18 protein-coding genes, 1 pseudogene and 1 riboswitch are annotated in these 19,558 nt (G+C 43.6%); of the genes and pseudogenes, 3 read left to right on the plus strand and 16 right to left on the minus strand.

Going from position 1 to position 19,558, the window contains the following annotated elements; genetic code table 11:
• Window positions 1-48: 48 nt before the first annotated feature.
• The 15 genes and pseudogenes from FFV08_11885 to mnmA all read right to left on the minus strand — a co-directional run bounded on the left by FFV08_11885 (window position 49) and on the right by mnmA (window position 16,216).
• Window positions 49-993, minus strand: a complete 945-nt coding sequence (locus FFV08_11885; protein QLB53210.1) for a ketoacyl-ACP synthase III — start codon at window positions 991-993, stop codon at window positions 49-51.
• A 100-nt stretch (window positions 994-1,093) separates the two neighbouring features.
• Window positions 1,094-2,386: a CoF synthetase gene (locus FFV08_11890; protein ID QLB53211.1), complete on the minus strand. Its 1,293-nt coding sequence runs from the start codon at window positions 2,384-2,386 to the stop codon at window positions 1,094-1,096.
• The gene (locus tag FFV08_11895; protein QLB53212.1) at window positions 2,322-3,167 is read right to left on the minus strand and encodes an MBL fold metallo-hydrolase; all 846 of its coding nucleotides are present in this window, start codon (window positions 3,165-3,167) and stop codon (window positions 2,322-2,324) included. Before FFV08_11895 ends, FFV08_11890 begins: the two co-directional genes overlap by 65 nt.
• The gene (locus tag FFV08_11900) at window positions 3,124-4,155 is read right to left on the minus strand and encodes an NAD(P)-dependent oxidoreductase (GenBank protein ID QLB53213.1); all 1,032 of its coding nucleotides are present in this window, start codon (window positions 4,153-4,155) and stop codon (window positions 3,124-3,126) included. Before FFV08_11900 ends, FFV08_11895 begins: the two co-directional genes overlap by 44 nt.
• A gap of 201 nt (window positions 4,156-4,356) precedes the next feature.
• Entirely contained in the window at window positions 4,357-4,968 is a 612-nt protein-coding gene (gene rpsD / locus FFV08_11905) for a 30S ribosomal protein S4 (GenBank protein ID QLB53214.1), read from the minus strand.
• Window positions 4,969-5,230: 262 nt separating this feature from the next.
• Window positions 5,231-5,953, minus strand: a complete 723-nt coding sequence (locus tag FFV08_11910) for an ABC transporter ATP-binding protein (GenBank protein QLB53215.1) — start codon at window positions 5,951-5,953, stop codon at window positions 5,231-5,233.
• Window positions 5,953-6,954 (minus strand): nitrate ABC transporter substrate-binding protein, encoded by a 1,002-nt coding sequence (locus tag FFV08_11915; protein QLB53216.1) that lies wholly within the window; start codon window positions 6,952-6,954, stop codon window positions 5,953-5,955. Before FFV08_11915 ends, FFV08_11910 begins: the two co-directional genes overlap by 1 nt.
• A gap of 41 nt (window positions 6,955-6,995) precedes the next feature.
• Entirely contained in the window at window positions 6,996-7,748 is a 753-nt protein-coding gene (locus FFV08_11920; protein ID QLB53217.1) for an ABC transporter permease, read from the minus strand.
• A 118-nt stretch (window positions 7,749-7,866) separates the two neighbouring features.
• Window positions 7,867-7,968: riboswitch (TPP riboswitch) on the minus strand.
• Between the two features lie 84 nt (window positions 7,969-8,052).
• Window positions 8,053-8,685: pseudogene (locus FFV08_11925) on the minus strand (HAD family phosphatase).
• Between the two features lie 86 nt (window positions 8,686-8,771).
• Window positions 8,772-9,047: a hypothetical protein gene (locus FFV08_11930; GenBank protein ID QLB53218.1), complete on the minus strand. Its 276-nt coding sequence runs from the start codon at window positions 9,045-9,047 to the stop codon at window positions 8,772-8,774.
• A 2-nt stretch (window positions 9,048-9,049) separates the two neighbouring features.
• Window positions 9,050-10,405: a replicative DNA helicase gene (dnaB, locus tag FFV08_11935; GenBank protein QLB53219.1), complete on the minus strand. Its 1,356-nt coding sequence runs from the start codon at window positions 10,403-10,405 to the stop codon at window positions 9,050-9,052.
• Window positions 10,406-10,431: 26 nt separating this feature from the next.
• Entirely contained in the window at window positions 10,432-10,884 is a 453-nt protein-coding gene (locus FFV08_11940; protein QLB53220.1) for a 50S ribosomal protein L9, read from the minus strand.
• Window positions 10,881-12,944, minus strand: coding sequence for a DHH family phosphoesterase (locus tag FFV08_11945; GenBank protein ID QLB53221.1), 2,064 nt, complete (start codon window positions 12,942-12,944; stop codon window positions 10,881-10,883). The genes FFV08_11940 and FFV08_11945 overlap by 4 nt, the downstream gene beginning before the upstream one ends.
• A gap of 104 nt (window positions 12,945-13,048) precedes the next feature.
• The gene (gene mnmG / locus FFV08_11950) at window positions 13,049-14,956 is read right to left on the minus strand and encodes a tRNA uridine-5-carboxymethylaminomethyl(34) synthesis enzyme MnmG (protein ID QLB53222.1); all 1,908 of its coding nucleotides are present in this window, start codon (window positions 14,954-14,956) and stop codon (window positions 13,049-13,051) included.
• Window positions 14,957-15,094: 138 nt separating this feature from the next.
• Window positions 15,095-16,216, minus strand: a complete 1,122-nt coding sequence (mnmA, locus tag FFV08_11955) for a tRNA 2-thiouridine(34) synthase MnmA (protein QLB53223.1) — start codon at window positions 16,214-16,216, stop codon at window positions 15,095-15,097.
• A gap of 298 nt (window positions 16,217-16,514) precedes the next feature.
• On the opposite strand from mnmA, the gene sdaAB reads away from it, so the two are divergent.
• Genes sdaAB through FFV08_11970 form a run of 3 tightly spaced genes read left to right on the plus strand, consistent with a single transcriptional unit; the run spans window position 16,515 to window position 18,766 of the window.
• Window positions 16,515-17,186, plus strand: a complete 672-nt coding sequence (gene sdaAB, locus FFV08_11960; GenBank protein ID QLB53224.1) for an L-serine ammonia-lyase, iron-sulfur-dependent, subunit beta — start codon at window positions 16,515-16,517, stop codon at window positions 17,184-17,186.
• An 8-nt stretch (window positions 17,187-17,194) separates the two neighbouring features.
• Complete coding sequence (sdaAA, locus tag FFV08_11965; GenBank protein QLB53225.1) at window positions 17,195-18,067, plus strand: L-serine ammonia-lyase, iron-sulfur-dependent, subunit alpha; 873 nt, start codon at window positions 17,195-17,197, stop codon at window positions 18,065-18,067.
• 51 nt (window positions 18,068-18,118) lie between these two features.
• The gene (locus FFV08_11970; protein QLB53226.1) at window positions 18,119-18,766 is read left to right on the plus strand and encodes an HAD family hydrolase; all 648 of its coding nucleotides are present in this window, start codon (window positions 18,119-18,121) and stop codon (window positions 18,764-18,766) included.
• A 133-nt stretch (window positions 18,767-18,899) separates the two neighbouring features.
• Here FFV08_11970 and FFV08_11975 read toward each other — a convergent pair whose 3' ends face one another.
• Entirely contained in the window at window positions 18,900-19,490 is a 591-nt protein-coding gene (locus tag FFV08_11975; GenBank protein QLB53227.1) for a LysM peptidoglycan-binding domain-containing protein, read from the minus strand.
• Window positions 19,491-19,558 lie beyond the last annotated feature (68 nt).

Below are 19,558 nucleotides of genomic sequence, written 5' to 3' on the forward strand. Positions count from 1 at the left end.
AGGGTGTACAAAACTAAAAGAGGTTCTGTACACCCTATTTTTATTGTATTATAATTTCATAGCCAGCATATTGACTGTCATACCAGCCGCTGTTCCCATCAGAGCGATGGTGTCTCCTTCCTTGACTAGATTGCGCTCCAAAGCATAGCAGAGAGAAAAGGGCACTGCTACTGACACCATATTACCATAGTCTTGCACAATATTAAGGTATTTATCATCAGGAATACCCAAGCTGCGCATGACCATTGGCAGAGCACGACTGGCCTGATGCGGAATGATATAATCCAAGTCAGATAGGCTGAGGCCACTCTTTTCTTTAAATTCTTTAAACATTTCTGGAATTTTTCTGGCAGAGAGCAAGAGAATCTTCTTACCATTCATGTCAAACATGTAGTGAGTCTTGGTAGCATCCGAATACTCCTTAGGCTGAAAAGATGTCAGACCACCGCGAATCTCTGTATCGTGAGCTCCTTCAGACCAGGTCCGTTGCAGGCTGGAGATAACCCCTCTCTCTTCCTCTGTTGCTTCAAAAATCAAAGCAGCCGCTCCATCACTGAACAACTCAAAACTTTCCTTCTGATTAGGATTGAGGCCCAGACTTCCAACCTCACTGGACACGATGAGGATCCTTTGATACTCACCAGCCTCCAACAAATGAGACATGAGACTCAAAGCTGAGATAAAGCTGGTACAGGTCGTATTGATATCCATGGCTGGAATGGACAAGCCCTTAGCCACCAACTCATGAATCAGGGCAGCGGTGCAGGGAATAGGCTGAACACCCACCGCACTGGCTGACACGATGCAATCAATGTCTTTGATAGTCAAGCCCGCTTGCTGCAGGGCTTTTTCAATCGCCTTGACCGCCATGGAAAGCTGAGTTTCTTCATTTTCCACCACTCGATAACGGGTCTGATCCTTAAAAGTCACAGTATTTCTAGGTAGATGCGTACCATAACCAACAATCTTTATATGATTCTTTACTGCAGTCATATTAAACTCCTTCTTGTCAGACTTGGGGCTGCTCGGCAGCTAGGTAAACTGCCAAAGCACTTGAGCCTCTGATTCATATATTTTTCCACTTGGGGCATTCTTAAGCCCGATAGATGCGTTTCAACTTACGGCTTCTGTCCCGCTGATAATCTTCAAAAGAAATAGCCGGCATAAGAAAGTCTTTATCAGTCGCTAAGTTTTGAAACTGCTGGACAAGCTCGTTTTCTCGCTGCTGACTACGATGTTCGATAGCAATGGTCAGCGAATGGTCCTGCTTCTGAGCTACCTGGTATTCTCCAATCCCATCAACTAAGAGCAGGCAGCGGCGAATAAAGTCTGGAAAGACCTCCACCGACTGACCTGCAGCATTTTCAAAAATGAAAATATCATCCGAGCGCCCCTCAATCCTGTCAATCCGTGTAAAGACCGAACCGCAGGGGCAAGGTTCAGGATTTTCCACCAAGATATCATTCAACTCATATTGAAAAATTGGCTGAGAAGTCCGCTTGAAATCCGTAATTATTGGATAAAAGCGCCTATCATCCAAGTAGTGCTTATCTACATGGACAATGTCTTCGTTTAGATGAAGATTCCCGTAGGAACAGCTACAGGCTAGGAAGCCCTCGGTCGCTTGGTAGACCTGATCCACCTTTTTCAGACCAAATCCTGCTTGAATCCTCTGCCGATCTGGCTCTTCTAAAATCTCTGCCACCGATACGACTTTGCTAGGGGCAATTTTCAAATTTCCTGCCTGGACTTGTTTAGCCAGCTCCAAGAGCATTGATGCTGGCGCTACCAAAATTGTCGGCTGGTAAGCATTCAAACGCTCTACATGCTCTTCGGCTCCCTGAAAAGTATCAAAATACTCCAGAGAAATCAAGCCTGAATTGACAGTCTGATAGAGCTGGTTGTCTGCCCGAAGAAAGAAGGCTATTTTGTGACCAAAAAGTTTACCTTTAGGCAGCATCTTAGCCAAGATGGCTGCCGCCCACATACTGCGCTCCTTTTCAGTGGTGACAAACAAGCCTCGGTGACCAGATGTCCCTGAAGACAGGCCGACAGCAATCTCTCCTATCATGGGACTAAAATCACGTGTCCGCTCGCTCTCCAGTGCCAAGGCTAACAACTCATCACGATCCAGCCCTTGAGTATTGAGCTCATTGAAATGCTCCATCATAAAGGCCTTATTCATCTTAAAATCTGCTGGAATACCTGATTTGAAATAAGGCGATTCCTGCTGCAGAAATTCCCGATAGGCTGCTAAAGCCTTGACTTGATAGTGTTCCAGGGCCTGTCGATTTTTAAATCGATTCCCCCAGCGCATGACGCTAAAGGTTTTTAGAAATGTTCCTAGTTTCATACAAAATCTGCTCCGCTCTCTCAGCCGGATCATGACTGACTAGCACCTGATAGCCAACAGCAAGCAACTGCCGCAGCAAGGCCACACCAGCCATGTATTCTTCCTTGCTATCCTGAATCAGTGACGGCAAGAAACGCATCTGCTCCGTATAAGGCAACAGATCCACGCCCCAGCACAAATCAGCTCCGATAAACAGATGATAATCTGGCAAAAAGAGACAAGCTTGACCAGCGGCGTGGCCATCAACTGAGGCCAGATATATACTGCCATCCCCAAACAAATCAACTGTCTTGCGATAGAGGAATGCTGCTTGGACCTGCTGAGGTTCCACCACTTCCAACCGACTCTCAAAATCCTGCGGAAGAAATTCCTTGAAAATCAAATCCTTAAGCTTGGCATGCTGATAAGTTTTGAAAACGGCCTTGGTCAGAATGAAGCGGGCCTTGGAAAAAAAAGCGGCTCCGCCAATGTGATCTGGATGCAAGTGCGACAAGATGACATAAGAAATATCTTCTGGCGAAATTCCTTTTTTCTCAAGCAGACGATCTACACGCTCCTCTTCTGACATATCAACAGGCGTTCCCAGACCATAAAGCCAGTATTTGAAATTTGGCTTCAGAATATCCGGAGAATAGCCAGTGTCGTAGAGAATATAGCCTTTCTCACGATGCTTCAAGAGGAAAACACCAGCTGGAAAAATCATTTTTTTCTTGGCAACTCCCTTAAACATCTGTTGCAAGTGACTGCTGCAGCGCCCAGGCTGAAGATACTCAATTTTCTCGATAATGTTGGACATATTTTGCAATCCCTTCACTGATTGTCAACTTGGGTTGATAGCCCAAATCCCTTACTGCTGCTGATATATCCAGCGTTTGACTGTAACGCATTAAGTAATAAGTGTAAAGAGTCAGAGGAGGCTCTTTTTCAATGTTAAAAAAGCGATAAAAGCTTTCAAATCCCTGTGCCAGAAGACCTAGAAAAGCGGCAGGCAATTTAACATAACGTTTACGAACCTGTAAACCATCCAAAGTTTCATCCAGCATATCCTTGAAACTACGGGATTCTCCGTTGGTAATGTTGTAAACTTGTCCTTGCGCTTCTGGAAATTCCAAAGCCAGACGAACAGCCAAGGCCACATTTTCCACACAGGTCATGTCCATCATTTGCTGGCCATTTCTGATAAGTGGAATCGCCAGTTTTTGACTTAAGCGCAGAATCCTAGGAAAGATACTGGTGTCTCCAATACCAAAGAGCCCTCTAGGACGTAAGATAACTGATGGAACTTGAGGATAACTTCGGACAATCCGCTCAGCCATGAGCTTGCTTTTTATATAGAAATTCAGCTCATTTTCCTGAGGAGCAGCCTCTTCTTTGATAGCCAATTGGTCACGCGCCGCAGCATAAACACTCGGAGAGGAAATATAGACCAGTCTTTGCACTCCAAAATGTCGGCAGGCTTCCATAACCAACTTGGTTCCTACTACATTGGTCTGATAAAACTGCTCCCAGGGTCCCCAAATCGTTGAGAGAGCACCAGCATGCACCACTGCATCCACTCCTTCGCAGGCTGCAAAAATTTCTTCTTCTCTGGTAAAATCTCCAGCAAAAAACTCTACTAAAGGACCTTCTAACTGCCGACCAGCCTTCAGATTACGGCCAAAAGCCCGCACCTGATAGCCTTGTTCAGCCAGCTCTTCAACAACATACTTTCCTAGAAAGCCAGTCGCTCCTGTCACTAGAACCTTCATCGCTACTCCTTTCATATAATTTTCTGTTTCTGTCTTGTCCCCATTATACACCATTTCAGCAAATCTTCCGTAAAAAAGCTGGAAAAAATCTTTACAGAGTGTCTCACCTGATTGGATAGGAGCAGAAAGAAATAAGATAATTTCCCAAAACAGCTGTCTCAATCCATTGACATTTTTTTAGTTGGAAATAGCTCTGATTAATTCATTGAGAGTATAAAAAAGAAGCCGGAAAACCGACTTCTGAACAAATACAAATTAAAGCATTTTGTTGTAGAATTCAACGATAAGTGCTTCGTTGATTTCTGGGTTGATTTCATCGCGCTCTGGAAGGCGAGTCAATGAACCTTCTAATTTTTCAGCATCGAATGATACGAATGCTGGACGTCCAAGAGTTGCTTCAACAGCTTCAAGGATTGCTGGAACTTTCAATGATTTCTCACGAACTGAGATCACTTGACCTGGAGTTACGCGGTATGATGGGATATCAACGCGTTTGCCGTCAACAAGGATGTGACCGTGGTTTACGAATTGACGAGCTTGACGACGAGTAGTCGCAAGACCAAGACGGTAAACAACGTTATCCAAGCGACGCTCCAAGAGAAGCATGAAGTTGAAACCAAGGATTCCTTCTTTGATTTTTGAAGCTTGAACAAACAAGTTACGGAATTGCTTTTCACCTACACCGTAAGTGAAACGAAGTTTTTGCTTTTCAGCCAATTGCAAACCGTATTCTGACAATTTGCTGCGGTTGTTTGGTCCATGCTGGCCAGGTACATAGTTACGGCGAGCCAATTCTTTACCTGTACCAGTAAGAGAAAGACCCAAACGACGAGCTTGTTTCCAAGATGGTCCTGTATAACGTGACATAAAAATGTCCTCCTGTAAATTTTTTTTGAGGAAATAGTCACTTAGAAAGCCCTGATTCGTGCAGAACATTTTCGCCCAAACAGCTAAGGCTACTTTTATAGCTGATGTTCTGTTGACGAGCTCCATGCTTTCCTGCTGCTATTTCACACAAAGGCTATTGTACCATGAATAAAGTCAAAAGTAAAGGGGCTTATGCAAAAAATCAAGCCAAAAGGCTTGATTGAAGTTGTTTCTTGAAAGCAAAGGAATTCAGGCAGTTACTTCACACTCCCAAAACCCTCAAAATCTCCTTCTTGTATCGTAGCTTCTGCAATTCCTTATCCTCGTTGTCTAACCAGCTTAGCGATAGATTTGCCACGATTTGTCCAGGACGATTTTTCAAAATATAGATACGGTCACTGAGAGCCAGAGCTTCCTCGATGCTATGAGTAATGAGGAGAGTCGTCAGACCTAGCTTACGGTGAATATCCAGATACCAAGCGTGTAGCTCCATCTTAGTTAGCTCATCCAAAGCACTAAAGGCCTCGTCTAGAAGAAATAGCTTGTGGCCGAACATATAGGTCCGCAGCAGAGCCACGCGCTGCCGCATCCCTCCACTCAGCTCATGTGGATACTTTTCTGCCACATCAAAGAGCCCGAACTCCTTCAAAATCTGAGTTGCCTGCTCCGTCGCTTCCTTTTTAGATACTTTTCGGATTAGCAGGGGCAAGATGACATTGCCCAGCACCGTCTTGTGCTCCAGCAGCAAGTCCTTCTGCAGCATATAACTCACCCGGCCCTTGGGATTTTCCTGTCCGTCTAGGACAATCCTACCAGTCTGGACCTCCAAAATCCCAGCAATCAGATTAAAGAGGGTCGTTTTCCCAACGCCACTAGGACCCAAGATTGCTACTACTTGTCCAGCTTCCACCTCTAGGTTGATATCTTTCAAAATCTGCTGTTCATCGTAAGCGTAACTTACATTTTCAAGTTTAATTTCTGTCATTATTTTATATAATCGTTGCTAAATCCCTTGTCACTCAAGTCATTGTCCACGATACCCTTATCCTTGGCCCATTTGTAAAAGGCATTCCAGCGGCTAGCCTCAAACTGTCCCCACTTATCCTTATCAGATGCATATTGCTCGGACAGATATTTTTGGGAAGCCAAGACAAAGTCGCGCTTGTTTTTCAATTCCGGCGCATGCTTGATTAAAATATCCGCTGCTTCTTCAGGATGTCCCATGGCATATTGATAGCCTTTCTTGATAGCCTGCAGGACCTTTTTCGCCTCGTCCGGATTCTTCTTGAGATAGTCATTATTAGCAATAATCACTGGAGAATAATAGTCAAACTCCTTGACATAGTCCTTCATATAAAAGAAATTAGTGTCCATACCCTGAGTTTGAGCCATGATGCCGTCCCAGCCATGATAAATCCACGCTGCATCAAACAAGCCATTTTCAATCGGCGTAATTGAGTTGGAATCGTTGTTGGGAACTTTTTCCACTTCATCAAACTGACCTCCTTGGCTTTCAACCAAGGTTTTGAGCATGCCCAGCTCCACCGGATCATTCCAGGTGCCGTATTTCTTTCCAGCCAGATCCTTAGGCCCTGTAATACCTGCAGACTTCTTAGAAATAATGCCCGAAGTATTATGCTCTACAATAGCTGCGACAGCTGTGATTTCTGCGCCCTTATCCAATTTTTTAGCCATGGAGTCTTGGAAGTAAATACCAAAAGGCGCCTTGCCGTTGATAATCAGATCCGAACTGCTATCTTCAGGCGGCAACTTGATATCCACATCCACGCCTGCTTCCTTGAAGTAGCCCTTTTCCTGAGCTACATAAAGGCCTGTATGGTTGGTGTTAGGTGACCAGTCTAGGATAAAATCAATCTTTTTATCCTTGCTTTCAGACGTAGATTTCGACTGACCGCAGGCCGCTAGGCCAATGATTGATACGGCAGCCAAGCCTGCCAGCAACACTTTACAACTTTTTTTCATCATTATCCTCTTTTCTTTCTTTGTAAAATAGCAGAGCTGAGCTCCTATTTCCACTTAATGACATATTTTTCACTGACAGCCACCAGCTTCATCCCCAGAAGACTGATGACCGAAACCAATATGATAATAGCAAACATAGTGTCGTACTGGAAGAGTTTCTTAGACTGAATCATGTAAACACCCAGGCCTTCAAAACCGCCCAGCCATTCGGAAACCACAGTCGTAATAAAGGCATAGGAAACACTGACGCGCAAGCCCGCATAGAAATAAGGCAAGCTAGCTGGAATCTTAAAATGCCAGAGAATCTGCCAGCGATTGGCCTGCATAAGCTCAAAGAGAGTCAGAGTATCTCGGTCGCAATGCCGAAAACCATCCAGAATACTGACGATAATCGGAAAAGTTGTCGTCAGAATAATGAGCACAATCTTGGGCAAAATCCCATAACCCAGCCAGAGAACCAAGATTGGCGCCAAAGCAATGGTCGGAATAGTCTGCACCACGACCATCATGGGGTAGATCAGATCATTGAGCCAGCTCACGCTGTCCATGAGTATAGCTAGTATACAGGCCAAGATAAGACCCAGCAGTAAACCCAGCAAGGCTACTTTTAAGGTGGCCCAGCTATGACTTGCTAGAAATCCAGCATCTCTGATAAAGGCCTGACCGATTTCCAGTGGCGTCGGCAGGATAAACTTGGGCAAGAGCTTGAGCCAGCCCATGACCTGCCAGATGACAAGTACACCCAGCATCCCTAAGAGACCGATTTGCTGTCGCATCAACCTTTGTAGTGCTTTCATTAGAATGCTTTTCCTCCCTTCCTGCATTTTAGTGCTGCAAATCTTCAAGATATCACCATTCGATAAAGATGATAAAAGAAAAGACCTTTTCCGTATATGGAAAAGGCGCACAAATACCACATTTTTTCGGTATGTTTCCTACGCTGGCATTACCCAGATCAGGTGCGGTCGAAGCTTACACTTCCTCTCAGACTGTACACAGACTCCCATATATAGGACTATGATAGCGCAATCATCAGCAAATGTCAAGGTTTGAGCTTGGGCCCCCTCCTTTTCAACTATAAGTAAAGCAAATTATCATCAATCAGCCAAACTTCCCTTTCGCAGCCAGCAAAGTCTCCATAGCCCTGATATTCTCTGTCTCGCTTGTGGATAAGATGGTTTCAAAGCCCAGTTCAGCTGCCGTATCTAAGTTAGCCTGAATATCATCAATGAAGACGGATTCTACTGGATTCAGATTATATTTTTTCAAGAGCTTTTGGTAAATCTCTGCTTCCGGCTTGACGACACCGACCTCTGAGGAAAGGATATAGCCCGACAGCAGTGGGTAAATGGGCAACAAACCAGCTTTTTCAATATGATAAAAAATCTCGCAAGTGGTTGACAAGATATAGATTCGATAGCCTTGCTTAGCCCATAGTTCAATCTTTTCCTGTAAATCACTGTAAACATGCACAACCTCATACCAATGGTAGAAGATATTCTTAACGGCAGAATGATAAGAATCGTCCAACACAGCTTGCACTTCATTACAAGCTTCTTTCAAACTCAGCTATCCCTTGTCCGTCTGATGCCAGACACCTGACTCAAAAATAGCCTGTCTAAGCGCCTGCCGCCGCTCTTTCTCAGGTTCAAAATAGGATAAGATTTTCTCAGAATTCCATTCAATCAAGACATTGCCCAAATCAAAAACCAAATTTTTAATCATGATGACCACCTGTTTTCTTTTTTATCATACCCTGTATAAGTCGCTTTGACTGAGGAATTGCTTCAAATATAAGTAAAAAGACCCGCTGGGCCTTTCTATTCATCAAAATAACGGATGAGGTTCTTTTCTGTCAAAATGTCAGAATAAGTATAAGACTCTACATAGGTATTAGAGATTTCCCCTGGCTGACCGCCTTCATTGGAATATTCCACGATAAACAAAGACGGATAGACTTCAATCAGACGGCCTTGCTTGCTTTTTTGGCGCTTACGACCGTTTTCCAGCGTCATCTCAACGATTTGTCCTTCATGCGCCTTGATATCTTCTTTGATTTTTTTCATTTTTGCCACATCTGTAAATGCATCACTCATCTTTATTCGTCCTCTCTTTTGGAAATACTTGAGAATTTATTATACTCTTTCTGGAAAATTAACTCTACTGTACCACGCGCGCCACTCCGGTTTTTCTCGATAATGACTTCAACCTTGTTGTTGGGAATGCCTTCTTCCTCCTCACCAGCGCGATCATAATAATCATCTCGGTAAAGAAAGGCAACGATATCCGCATCCTGCTCAATGGAACCTGATTCCCGAATATCAGACAGCACCGGCCGCTTATCCTGCCGCTGCTCCACGCCACGCGAGAGCTGACTCAGCGCAATAACCGGAACCTTGAGCTCCTTCGCCAAGATTTTCAACTGCCGGGAAATTTCCGAAACTTCTTGCTGGCGATTTTCACGACCCGTTCCTGTGATCAACTGCAGATAGTCAATCAAGACCAGACCTAGATTGCCCGTTTCCTGAGCCAGTTTTCGAGCCCGCGAGCGAATCTCTGTAATCCGAATCCCTGGTGTATCATCGATATAAATACTAGCATTGGCCAGATTAGCCGTCGCAATGGTATACTTCTGCCACTCTTCATCTGTCAGTTGCCCCGTACGAATAGAGTGAGAGTTAATCACCCCTTCTGAAGCCAACATCCGGTCCACCAAGCTTTCCGCTCCCATTTCCAGAGAGAAAATGGCTACAGTCTTATCCAGCTTGGTTCCGATATTTTGAGCAATATTAAGGGCAAAGGCTGTCTTTCCGACCGCTGGTCGGGCCGCCAAAATGATTAATTCTTCCTCATGCAGACCAGTCGTCATCTTGTCCAGCTCACGATAGCCAGTCGCAATCCCAGTGATATCTGATGTCTGCAGAGACCGAGCCTCCAGATTGCCAAAGTTAAGATTCAGCACATCACGGATATTTTTAAAGCCACTGCGGTTGGCTGTTTCGCTGACATCAATCAGAGCTTTTTCAGCTCCGGCAATAATTTCCTCTGACAGACGGTCACCATCGTAGGCTTGATTGATAGACTCTGTCAGACGCGAAATCAGCCGTCTTAGAATAGCCTTTTCTGCAACGATTTTAGCATAGTATTCAGCATTGGCAGATGTTGGCACAGAATTAACCACTTCCACCAAGTAGCTGAGACCGCCGATATTCTGCAAGTCACCCTGACTGTCCAAAATATTGCGAACAGTCGTTGCATCAATGGCATCGCCGCGGTCAGCAAGGTCAATCATAGCCTTGAAAATCAAACGATTGGCATACTTAAAGAAGTCAGCAGGCTCGATATACTCACGAACAAAGACCAGTTTGCTCTCATCAATGAAAATGGCTCCTAAGACGGACTGCTCCGCTAAAATATCCTGAGGCTGAGCTCGGAGTTCATCAATCTCTGCCATCGGTAAATCCTTCCTTCAAATCACTATTATCCTTCTTTAACCCGCAAACGAATCACCCCAGTTATATCCTGATAAATTTTCACTGGAACATCTATCAGACCAATGGAGCGAATCGGTGAGTCCACCTTAATATGGCGTTTATCGATCTTGATACCGAATTGTTTCTGCAGCTCTTCTGCTATTTTCTTGCTGGTAATAGAGCCAAAGGTGCGGCCATCCGGACCAACTTTTTCAGTAAATTCAACAAGAGTAGCTTCTTCTGCTAACTTAGTCTTAATAGCCTGAGCTTCTGCCACTAGTTCTGCGTGGGCTTTTTCTTCAGACTTTTGCTTACCGCGCAGTTCACCGATAGCCTGCGCTGTTGCTTCCTTGGCTAAGTTTTTCTTAATCAAAAAATTTTGAGCATAGCCAGTCGGCATTTCCTTGATTTCGCCTTTTTTGCCTTTACCTTTTACATCTGCTAAAAAAATTACTTTCATCCTTTTTTCTCCTCGTCTATTATTACTTCCTCTTTAATGACTTGGTCCATAATTTCTTGATTCAGCGACTGAAGGACCTCAGAAACTGTTTTACCTTCAATTTGAGCTGCAGCCAGATTGAAATGGCCGCCACCGCCCAGCTTTTCCATAATTCGCTGAACGTTGATCTTGCTGCGACTGCGAGCTGAAATAGACACATAGCCTTTGGTATTCTTGCTCACGACAAAAGTAGCTTCAATCCCTGACATGGACAGCATGGTATCAGCTGCCTTACTGATGACAACCGTATCATAAGTGTTCTCCTCTGGACCAGCTGCTACAATGACATTTGGCAAAATCTTCTTGCCGTTTAAAATCAGTTCATTAATCGCACGATAATCCTCAAAATTCGTAGCGGAAATATCCTGAATCACAACACTGTCACTGCCCCTAGTCCGTAGATAGCTGGCCACATCAAAGGTCCGACTGGTAACTCGAGATGAAAATCCTTTCGTGTCAAGCATAATACCCGCCATGAGAAGGCTGGCTTGCATCTTACTGAGACGGTTCTTTTTAGAATTCTGGAACTGAATCAGCTCCGTTACCAATTCACTGGCACTGCTAGCCCCACTTTCGATATAGGCAATCACAGCATTTTCCGGAAAATCTTCATCACGACGATGGTGGTCGACTACGATAATCTGACTGAATTGATCAAAGAAATCCTTAGACAGCGTCAGAGATATTTTGGAGTGGTCAACCATAATCAAAAGCGAACGATTGGTCACCATATTTACTGCTTCAGAAAGTGGCACTAGATAGTCAGCCCCTTCCTGCTGGAGCTTTGTAATGGAGCGCTCAATGTCAGAAGCCATCTGGGACGGATCATAGACCACATAAGCTTTCTCAATGATGTTACTAGCAAAGAGCTGCATACCAAGAGAAGAACCCAAGGCATCCATATCCAGATTTTTATGTCCGACTATAAAGACCTGATCCACACTCTTAATCTTATCGGAGATCGCAGTCATCATAGCTCGAGTACGGGTGCGCGTCCGCTTAACAGCTGACGCCGTTCCTCCACCAAAGAAAATTGGGTTCATGTTGTCATTATTTTCTTTGACAACAGCTTGATCCCCACCGCGAACTTCAGCTAAGTTGAGGTTGAGCAGAGCGACCCGACCGATTTCATCATGATTGCCATCACCATATGAAAAGCCCATACTGAGTGTCAGCGACAGCTCTCGATTTTTAGCTTCCGTCCGGAATTGATCAATGATAGAAAATTTATTTTCCATCAGCTGTTCCAACACCGTGTAATCTGTAAAAAGATAGAACCGATCCATGCCAACCCGACGGTAAAACATGTGAAACTGCTCAGAAAATTCTGCTACGAAGTTGGCCACAAAGCTATTGATATGACTGATATCTGTGTCAGAAACGACATCTTCCAAATCATCATAATTATCCACCGAGATAATCCCGATTACCGGCCGCGTTGTCACCAGACCAACGGTAGCTTCGTATTCATTGGATGCATCAAAAAAATAAAACACACTGGATGCACGGTCCAAGTAAACTGAATATTTCTTGTCTCCAACCGTAGCATAATGACCAGAGTCTGAATAAGCAACCTTCATGATATTCTTGAGCATATCAGCATCAAAATCACCATCTTCGGTTGTAAAAATCAATTCTGCATAGGGATTAAACCACTCTACATCACCATTATCTTCACTGATTTTAATGACACCAACTGGCATCTTATCCAGCAAGGAAGCGAGGCTCCCTTCTGCCTGATGATTGACATAATGAATCTGCTCAATCTCATCTAGCTCGGATACTCTCTGTTGCTGGATAAAAAGCACAATCAAAAGAGCCAGCACAAGCATGAGAGCAGCTAGCATGGCCAAACTATCACCAAAAAGCCTCAGACAGATGGCTAAGATTATAAAGGAAATTAGACCCGCCATCGCCAAGTGAATTGGGGCAAAACGAAATTTTTTCATCATAGACCTCTTATTCCGCCATTTTACCATAAATCCTAGAAAAAAGCGAATTTCTCCCAATAAGTAAAGCATTTAAGAAGGGTAAAACAGCCTTTCAAAGTTTACAACTTTGTAAATCGCTTGTAAATTTACACAAAAAGGCTGCTTCCCAAAGGAAACTAAGCCTTTTACAAGAGTTACTTCGCTTGATTTTTAGAAATGCTTCTAGACTTGCCTTCTAAGTAAACCATCAAAATGGAAATATCTGCTGGATTGACACCAGAAATACGGCTAGCCTGACCAATCGTTTCTGGATTGATTTTCTTAAACTTCTGTCGTGCTTCTGTCGCAATCGAATCAATATCATCCCAGTCAATATTAGTTGGAATCCGCTTCTCTTCCATGCGCTTCATCTTTTCAACCTGATCAAGAGCTTTGGAAATATAGCCTTCGTACTTAATTTCTGTCTCAAGCAGCTCGATAATCTTCTCATCAAGCTCTTCTGCCGCTGGACCAATGAACTGAACCACATCTTGATAAGATACTTCCGGCCGCCGCATAAATTCTTTAGCAGTTACCGCATCTGTCAGAGGCTTAAAACCAAGCGCTTCTACCTTGGCATTGGTTTCCTTGACAGGTTTTAGCTTGATGGATTCCAAACGCTTCATTTCATTATCAAATTGATTCTTTTTAATCTCGAAACGAGCCCAGCGCTCATCATCTACCAGACCAATTTCTCGGCCTATCTCTGTCAAACGCATATCAGCATTGTCATGACGGAGAATCAAACGGTACTCTGCTCGGCTGGTCAAGAGTCGATAAGGTTCTACGGTCCCCTTGGTCACCAAATCATCAATCATAACTCCAATGTAACCGTCACTGCGTTTCAGAATCAGCTCTGGCTTACCTTGGACTTTCAAGGCCGCATTAATACCAGCGATAATCCCTTGACCTGCAGCTTCTTCATAGCCAGAAGTCCCATTAGTTTGACCTGCTGTAAAGAGCCCAGAAATTTTCTTAGTTTCCAAGGTTGCCCGCAACTGGTGGGGCATAATCATATCGTACTCAATAGCATAGCCTGTCCGCATCATCTCAGCATTTTCTAGACCTTTGATAGAGTGAACCAAGTCCTTTTGTACATCTTCTGGCAGACTGGTTGACAGCCCCTGCACATAAACTTCTTCCGTATCACGGCCCTCAGGCTCTAAGAAAAGTTGGTGACGCTCTTTGTCTGCAAAACGGACAATCTTATCCTCAATAGACGGGCAATAACGTGGCCCCACACCCTTGACTACTCCTGAAAACATAGGCGCCCGATGCAGGTTATTTTGGATAATCTCATGACTTTCGGCATTGGTATAAGTCAACCAGCAAGGAACTTGGTCTTTTACATAGTCCTCGTCACGAGACGTATAAGAAAAATGATTGGCTTTTTCATCACCTGGCTGAATCTCAGTTACATCATAATTGATAGATGACGCCTTGACACGCGGAGGCGTTCCGGTTTTAAAACGACCAATTTCAAAACCTAGATCCCGCAGGTTATCTGCTAAAGGAATAGCTGCCAGACTGTGGTTAGGACCTGATGAATACTTGAGATCACCAATGATAATTTCTCCCCGCAAGGCTGTTCCAGTCGTAACAATAACAGCTTTAGCCGCATACTCCTGATGAGTCGCTGTCTTAACCCCAATTACCTTACCATCTTCTACCAAGATTTCATTAATCATAGTTTGCCGCAAGGTCAGATTTTCTTGATTTTCGACAGTCTTCCGCATTTCTTTGGAGTAGACTTCCTTATCCGCCTGCGCCCGAAGAGCCCGAACTGCAGGTCCCTTACCCGTGTTGAGCATCTTCATCTGGATATAGCTCTTGTCAATATTCTTGGCCATCTCACCGCCCAAAGCATCGACTTCACGAACGACAATGCCTTTTGCAGACCCTCCGATAGATGGATTGCAGGGCATAAAAGCCAGCATTTCAATATTAAGAGTTGCCAGCAGAACTTTACAGCCCATTCGACTGGCAGCCAGAGATGCCTCAACTCCGGCGTGGCCTGCCCCAATCACAACAATATCATAACTTTCAGTAAAATTGTATGTCATTTTCTTTTTCCCTCATTTTTTCACCAAAAAAGGCCAAGTCTCTAGAAGTGCAGGACAAAAAAGCCTGCAACATCCATGAGCTTTGACCATCATAGGTATTGCTTATCTCATTGTAGCAGATTGTACTAAATTGTCAATCTAAATGTACTGTAAGACTTGACCATTCTTATAAGCTCTGTCAATCAAGCCACCACCTAAGCATTCATCTCCATCATAGAAGACGACTGCTTGCCCTGGAGTAATAGCCCTTTGTGGTTGATCGAAGTTGACAACTGCCTTGTCACCCTTTACAGTAACTGTCACCTTGGAATCCGGCTGACGATAACGGAACTTAGCTGTACATTCCATAGTAAATTCTTCTGGCATTTCTTTTGTGAAATGAACCTGACTAGCGTCAAGACTGGTTGACATTAAGTTGTCATGGTAAAAGCCTTGACCCACATAAAGAATATTTTGGCTGAGGTCTTTTCCAACCACAAACCAAGGCTCATTATCTCCGCCGTGCTGACCACCAATTCCAAGACCACCTCGCTGGCCAATGGTATAATACATCAAACCAGCATGCTGGCCCATATCTTGGCCTTCCATAGTCATCATGCGACCAGGCTGGGCTGGTAAGTATTGACTCAGAAATTCTTTAAAATTCTTCTCACCAATGAAGCAAATACCTGTCGAGTCTTTTTTCTTAGCTGTAGCTAAACCAGCTCTTTCAGCAATTGCTCGAACTTCTGGCTTTTCTAAATGACCCAGAGGAAACATGGTCTTTTGCAGTTGTTCCTGAGACAGCTGACTCAGAAAATAAGTCTGATCCTTATTGTTGTCCTTGCCACGCAGCATGTGAACCAAGCCATCTTGGTCTCTCTTCACCTGAGCATAGTGACCCGTTGCAACGTAATCAGCACCCAGTGTCAAGGCATAGTCAAGGAAGGCTTTAAACTTAATTTCCTTGTTACACATGACATCTGGATTTGGAGTCCTACCAGCTCGGTATTCCGCCAAGAAGTATTCAAAAACGCGATCCCAGTACTCTTTCTCAAAGTTGACAGAGTAGTAAGGAATGCCAATCTGATCTGCAACAGCAGCTACATCCTTGTAGTCTTCTGTGGCTGTGCAGACACCAAATTCATCTGTATCGTCCCAGTTTTTCATGAAGATGCCAATCACATCGTAACCTTGCTCTTTTAAGAGCAAAGCAGTTACTGACGAATCGACACCTCCACTCATACCAACAACGACACGAGTCTTAGAGTTATCACTCATTGTGTTCTCCCATCTTTTCGTTATTTCACGATTGAAGGTCGTGCTGTGCTTTCAACGATTGAAGGTCGCTTGAGCAAGCCCTATTATAGCATGAAAGGACTAGGAAAACAAATCAGAAATTCGATTAGAATTACTGGCTGTAAATAATGTTTACAAAATTGTAAAGCCATTGATTTTCTCGCTCACTTTAATCTCTAACAACATTTTATAATATCCACTTTTAATTCATTTAAAAAATCAGCAGAAAGCCCTTAACTTTGTTATAATGAAAATAATAAATAAGCTGCAAGGAGAAATCATGACTTCACTAAGATTTCAATCTGTTTTTGATATTATTGGACCTGTGATGATAGGCCCATCAAGCAGTCATACAGCAGGCGCCGTCCGTATCGGAAAAATTGTCTCCTCTATTTTTAACGATGAGCCAACGGAAGTAGAATTCCAGCTCTTTAACTCTTTTGCCAAAACTTACCGAGGTCACGGAACTGACTTGGCTCTTGTAGCAGGGATTTTAGGTATGGATACAGATGATCCAGAGATTCCTAACAGCCTTGAAATCGCCCATAAACGTGGCATCAAGATTGTCTGGACCATTCAAAAGGATAGCAATGCTCCCCACCCCAATACGACAAAGATTACAGTTAAAAATGACCGTAAAACAATCAGTGTGACTGGAGTCTCTATCGGTGGCGGCAACATTCAAGTAACAGAGTTGAATGGCTTTTCAGTATCTCTGAGCATGAATACTCCGACCATCATTATTGTCCACCAGGATGTCCCAGGCATGATTGCCCATGTCACCGAAGCTCTGTCACGCTACAATATCAATATAGCTCAGATGAATGTCACCCGTGAGAAGGCTGGAGAAAAAGCGATTATGATTATTGAAGTTGACAGCCGCAGCTGCGAGGAAGCCATCAATGAAATTCGCAATATTCCTCATCTGCATAATGTGAATTTCTTTAAATAGGAGAAAATATGTTTTATTCCATCAAAGAATTGGTAGAGCAAGCTGACTTGGATTACCAAGGAAATGTTGCTGAATTGATGATTGCTACCGAGTATGAATTAACTGGTCGTGAAAGAGATGAAGTCCTACGACTGATGGATCGCAATCTGGAAGTCATGAAAGCCTCTGTCCTTCTTGGACTGGATGAGAGCAAGTCTCGCAGTGGATTGACTGGCGGAGACGCAGCAAAACTTGATCACTATATTCAGTCAGGAAAGGCTTTGTCAGACCACACTGTGCTGACTGCTGCCAAAAATGCCATCGCTGTAAATGAACACAATGCTAAAATGGGACTGGTTTGTGCAACACCTACTGCCGGCAGCGCTGGCTGTCTGCCGGCTGTTCTTACATCAGCCATTGAAAAATTAGGACTCTCAGAAGAAGAACAGCTAAACTTTCTATTAGCTGCAGGCGCTTTTGGCCTAGTTATTGCCAATAACGCCTCAATTTCGGGTGCTGAAGGTGGCTGTCAAGCTGAGGTTGGCTCCGCTTCTGCTATGAGTGCAGCTGCTTTAGTTCTAGCTGCTGGAGGTTCACCTTTTCAAGCCAGTCAAGCTATTTGTTTTGTCATTAAAAACATGCTGGGCTTGATTTGTGATCCAGTAGCTGGTTTAGTGGAGGTGCCTTGTGTCAAGCGAAATGCTATGGGAGCCAGTTACGCCTTTATTGCAGCTGATATGGCTCTTGCGGGAATCGAATCTAAAATTCCTGTTGACGAAGTCATTGACGCCATGTATCAAGTCGGGTCAAGTCTGCCTACTGCTTTCAGAGAAACAGCTGAAGGCGGCTTAGCCACAACACCAACAGGCCGCAGACTTTCAAAAGAAATCTTTGGAGAATAATCTTGACAAATTTGTCAAGGTGATTTACTAGATAGTAAACAAGGAGACAAGATGAGTCATTTGAAATATATCTTCTTTGATTTGGATGGAACCCTAGTTGACAGTTCAAAGGGCATCCAAGAATCCTTTAAGTACAGCTTCAAACAACTTGGAAAAGAGTGCCCTGAAGAAAGTATTATAAAAAGTTTTATGGGCCCTCCTCTGGAAGTAAGCTTCGCCTCTGTTCTTGAAGAAAGCCAAGTTCCAGAAGCAATTAACTATTACCGCAGCTTCTATAAGGAAAAAGGCATCTGGGATGTCCGTCTCTATGAGGGGATACCAGAATTGCTGACACAGTTAAAAGAAGCAGGCTATCAGATTTATGTGACAACCAGTAAGAATCAACCCACAGCACAAGATTTATTAGCAAATCTAGCTATCTCTGAGCAATTTGATAATATTTTTGGCTCACTGCCAGATTCATTTCACAAAGCAGATGTTCTGCGCCGAGCTCTGCGAACACTGGATGCAAATTCAGAAGAAACCATAATTATAGGCGATACAAAGTTTGATATAATTGGCGGTAAAGAAGTAGGAATCTCAACTCTGGGAGTTCTTTGGGGCTTTGGCAGCCAAAAAGAGTTACTAGAAAATGGAGCAGATTTGCTGGCTAATTCTCCCAAGCATATTTTAAAAATATTGAAAGAACACTTTTTATAGCTTTACACAGCTGTCAATATAGATAAGATTGCTACCTTTAAATATTTATCTACACTATCATTTTCTGCTTATAAATTGTCAACTTTATGTAAACTAAAAAAACCACATAAATCTGTGGTTTTTTATTTCTATCTTAGTAACCCCAAGCTGAAAGTCCTTGAGCGCTATAGGCGCTATATGCTGATTGGATTTGATCATCAACAGTAGCTGTTGAACCCCAACCTGGCATTGTTTGGAAAAGACCACTAGCACCTGAAGGGTTGTAAGCATCTACTTGACCATTTGATTCACGTGCAATAATAGCTTCCCAAGTTGATGCAGGAACACCTGTCATTTCTGCCATACGTGATGCTGCATAAGAGCCAGTTGCACCAGCGGTATTACCATTGCTAAGTACAAGGCCTCCTGAAGGTGCTGCTGAATTAGCTGTTGCTGCAGGTGCTGCATAATTATTTACGGGAGTTGCAGTTGCTGCTACGCTTGTTTCAGACGTTTTGGCACTATTTCCAAGTTCCAAGATTTGACCAACACGGATGTGATTTGGATCGGCAATCTTGTTTAACTCTACTAATTTCTCAAGAGTTGTATTTTTTTCGTTAGCAATAGCTGATAAAGTATCACCAGCTTCAACTGTATAGGTCTCAGCATTTGCAATACCTGAAACTAAGAAAGCCGCTGCAGCGACTGCACCTGTTAAAGTCCATTTTGCTGTTTTTTTGTTCATTAAAATGTAATTCTCCTTTCGGTGATAATACTATCTTACACATAAAATATTACCAAAAAGTTACATTA

Source organism: Streptococcus sanguinis (assembly GCA_013378335.1).
Classification (GTDB): domain Bacteria; phylum Bacillota; class Bacilli; order Lactobacillales; family Streptococcaceae; genus Streptococcus; species Streptococcus sanguinis_I.

Bases quoted from the DNA above. Each gene is read 5' to 3' on its own strand.
- FFV08_11885 (QLB53210.1), bottom strand. From the start codon at position 993: ATGACTGCAGTAAAGAATCATATAAAGATTGTTGGTTATGGTACGCAT.
- FFV08_11890 (QLB53211.1), bottom strand. From the start codon at position 2,386: ATGATCCGGCTGAGAGAGCGGAGCAGATTTTGTATGAAACTAGGAACA.
- FFV08_11900 (QLB53213.1), bottom strand. From the start codon at position 4,155: ATGGTGTATAATGGGGACAAGACAGAAACAGAAAATTATATGAAAGGA.
- rpsD (QLB53214.1), bottom strand. From the start codon at position 4,968: ATGTCACGTTATACAGGACCATCTTGGAAACAAGCTCGTCGTTTGGGT.
- FFV08_11910 (QLB53215.1), bottom strand. From the start codon at position 5,953: ATGACAGAAATTAAACTTGAAAATGTAAGTTACGCTTACGATGAACAG.
- FFV08_11915 (QLB53216.1), bottom strand. From the start codon at position 6,954: ATGATGAAAAAAAGTTGTAAAGTGTTGCTGGCAGGCTTGGCTGCCGTA.
- FFV08_11920 (QLB53217.1), bottom strand. From the start codon at position 7,748: ATGAAAGCACTACAAAGGTTGATGCGACAGCAAATCGGTCTCTTAGGG.
- FFV08_11930 (QLB53218.1), bottom strand. From the start codon at position 9,047: ATGAGTGATGCATTTACAGATGTGGCAAAAATGAAAAAAATCAAAGAA.
- dnaB (QLB53219.1), bottom strand. From the start codon at position 10,405: ATGGCAGAGATTGATGAACTCCGAGCTCAGCCTCAGGATATTTTAGCG.
- FFV08_11940 (QLB53220.1), bottom strand. From the start codon at position 10,884: ATGAAAGTAATTTTTTTAGCAGATGTAAAAGGTAAAGGCAAAAAAGGC.
- FFV08_11945 (QLB53221.1), bottom strand. From the start codon at position 12,944: ATGCTTTACTTATTGGGAGAAATTCGCTTTTTTCTAGGATTTATGGTA.
- mnmG (QLB53222.1), bottom strand. From the start codon at position 14,956: ATGACATACAATTTTACTGAAAGTTATGATATTGTTGTGATTGGGGCA.
- mnmA (QLB53223.1), bottom strand. From the start codon at position 16,216: ATGAGTGATAACTCTAAGACTCGTGTCGTTGTTGGTATGAGTGGAGGT.
- sdaAB (QLB53224.1), top strand. From the start codon at position 16,515: ATGACTTCACTAAGATTTCAATCTGTTTTTGATATTATTGGACCTGTG.
- sdaAA (QLB53225.1), top strand. From the start codon at position 17,195: ATGTTTTATTCCATCAAAGAATTGGTAGAGCAAGCTGACTTGGATTAC.
- FFV08_11970 (QLB53226.1), top strand. From the start codon at position 18,119: ATGAGTCATTTGAAATATATCTTCTTTGATTTGGATGGAACCCTAGTT.
- FFV08_11975 (QLB53227.1), bottom strand. From the start codon at position 19,490: ATGAACAAAAAAACAGCAAAATGGACTTTAACAGGTGCAGTCGCTGCA.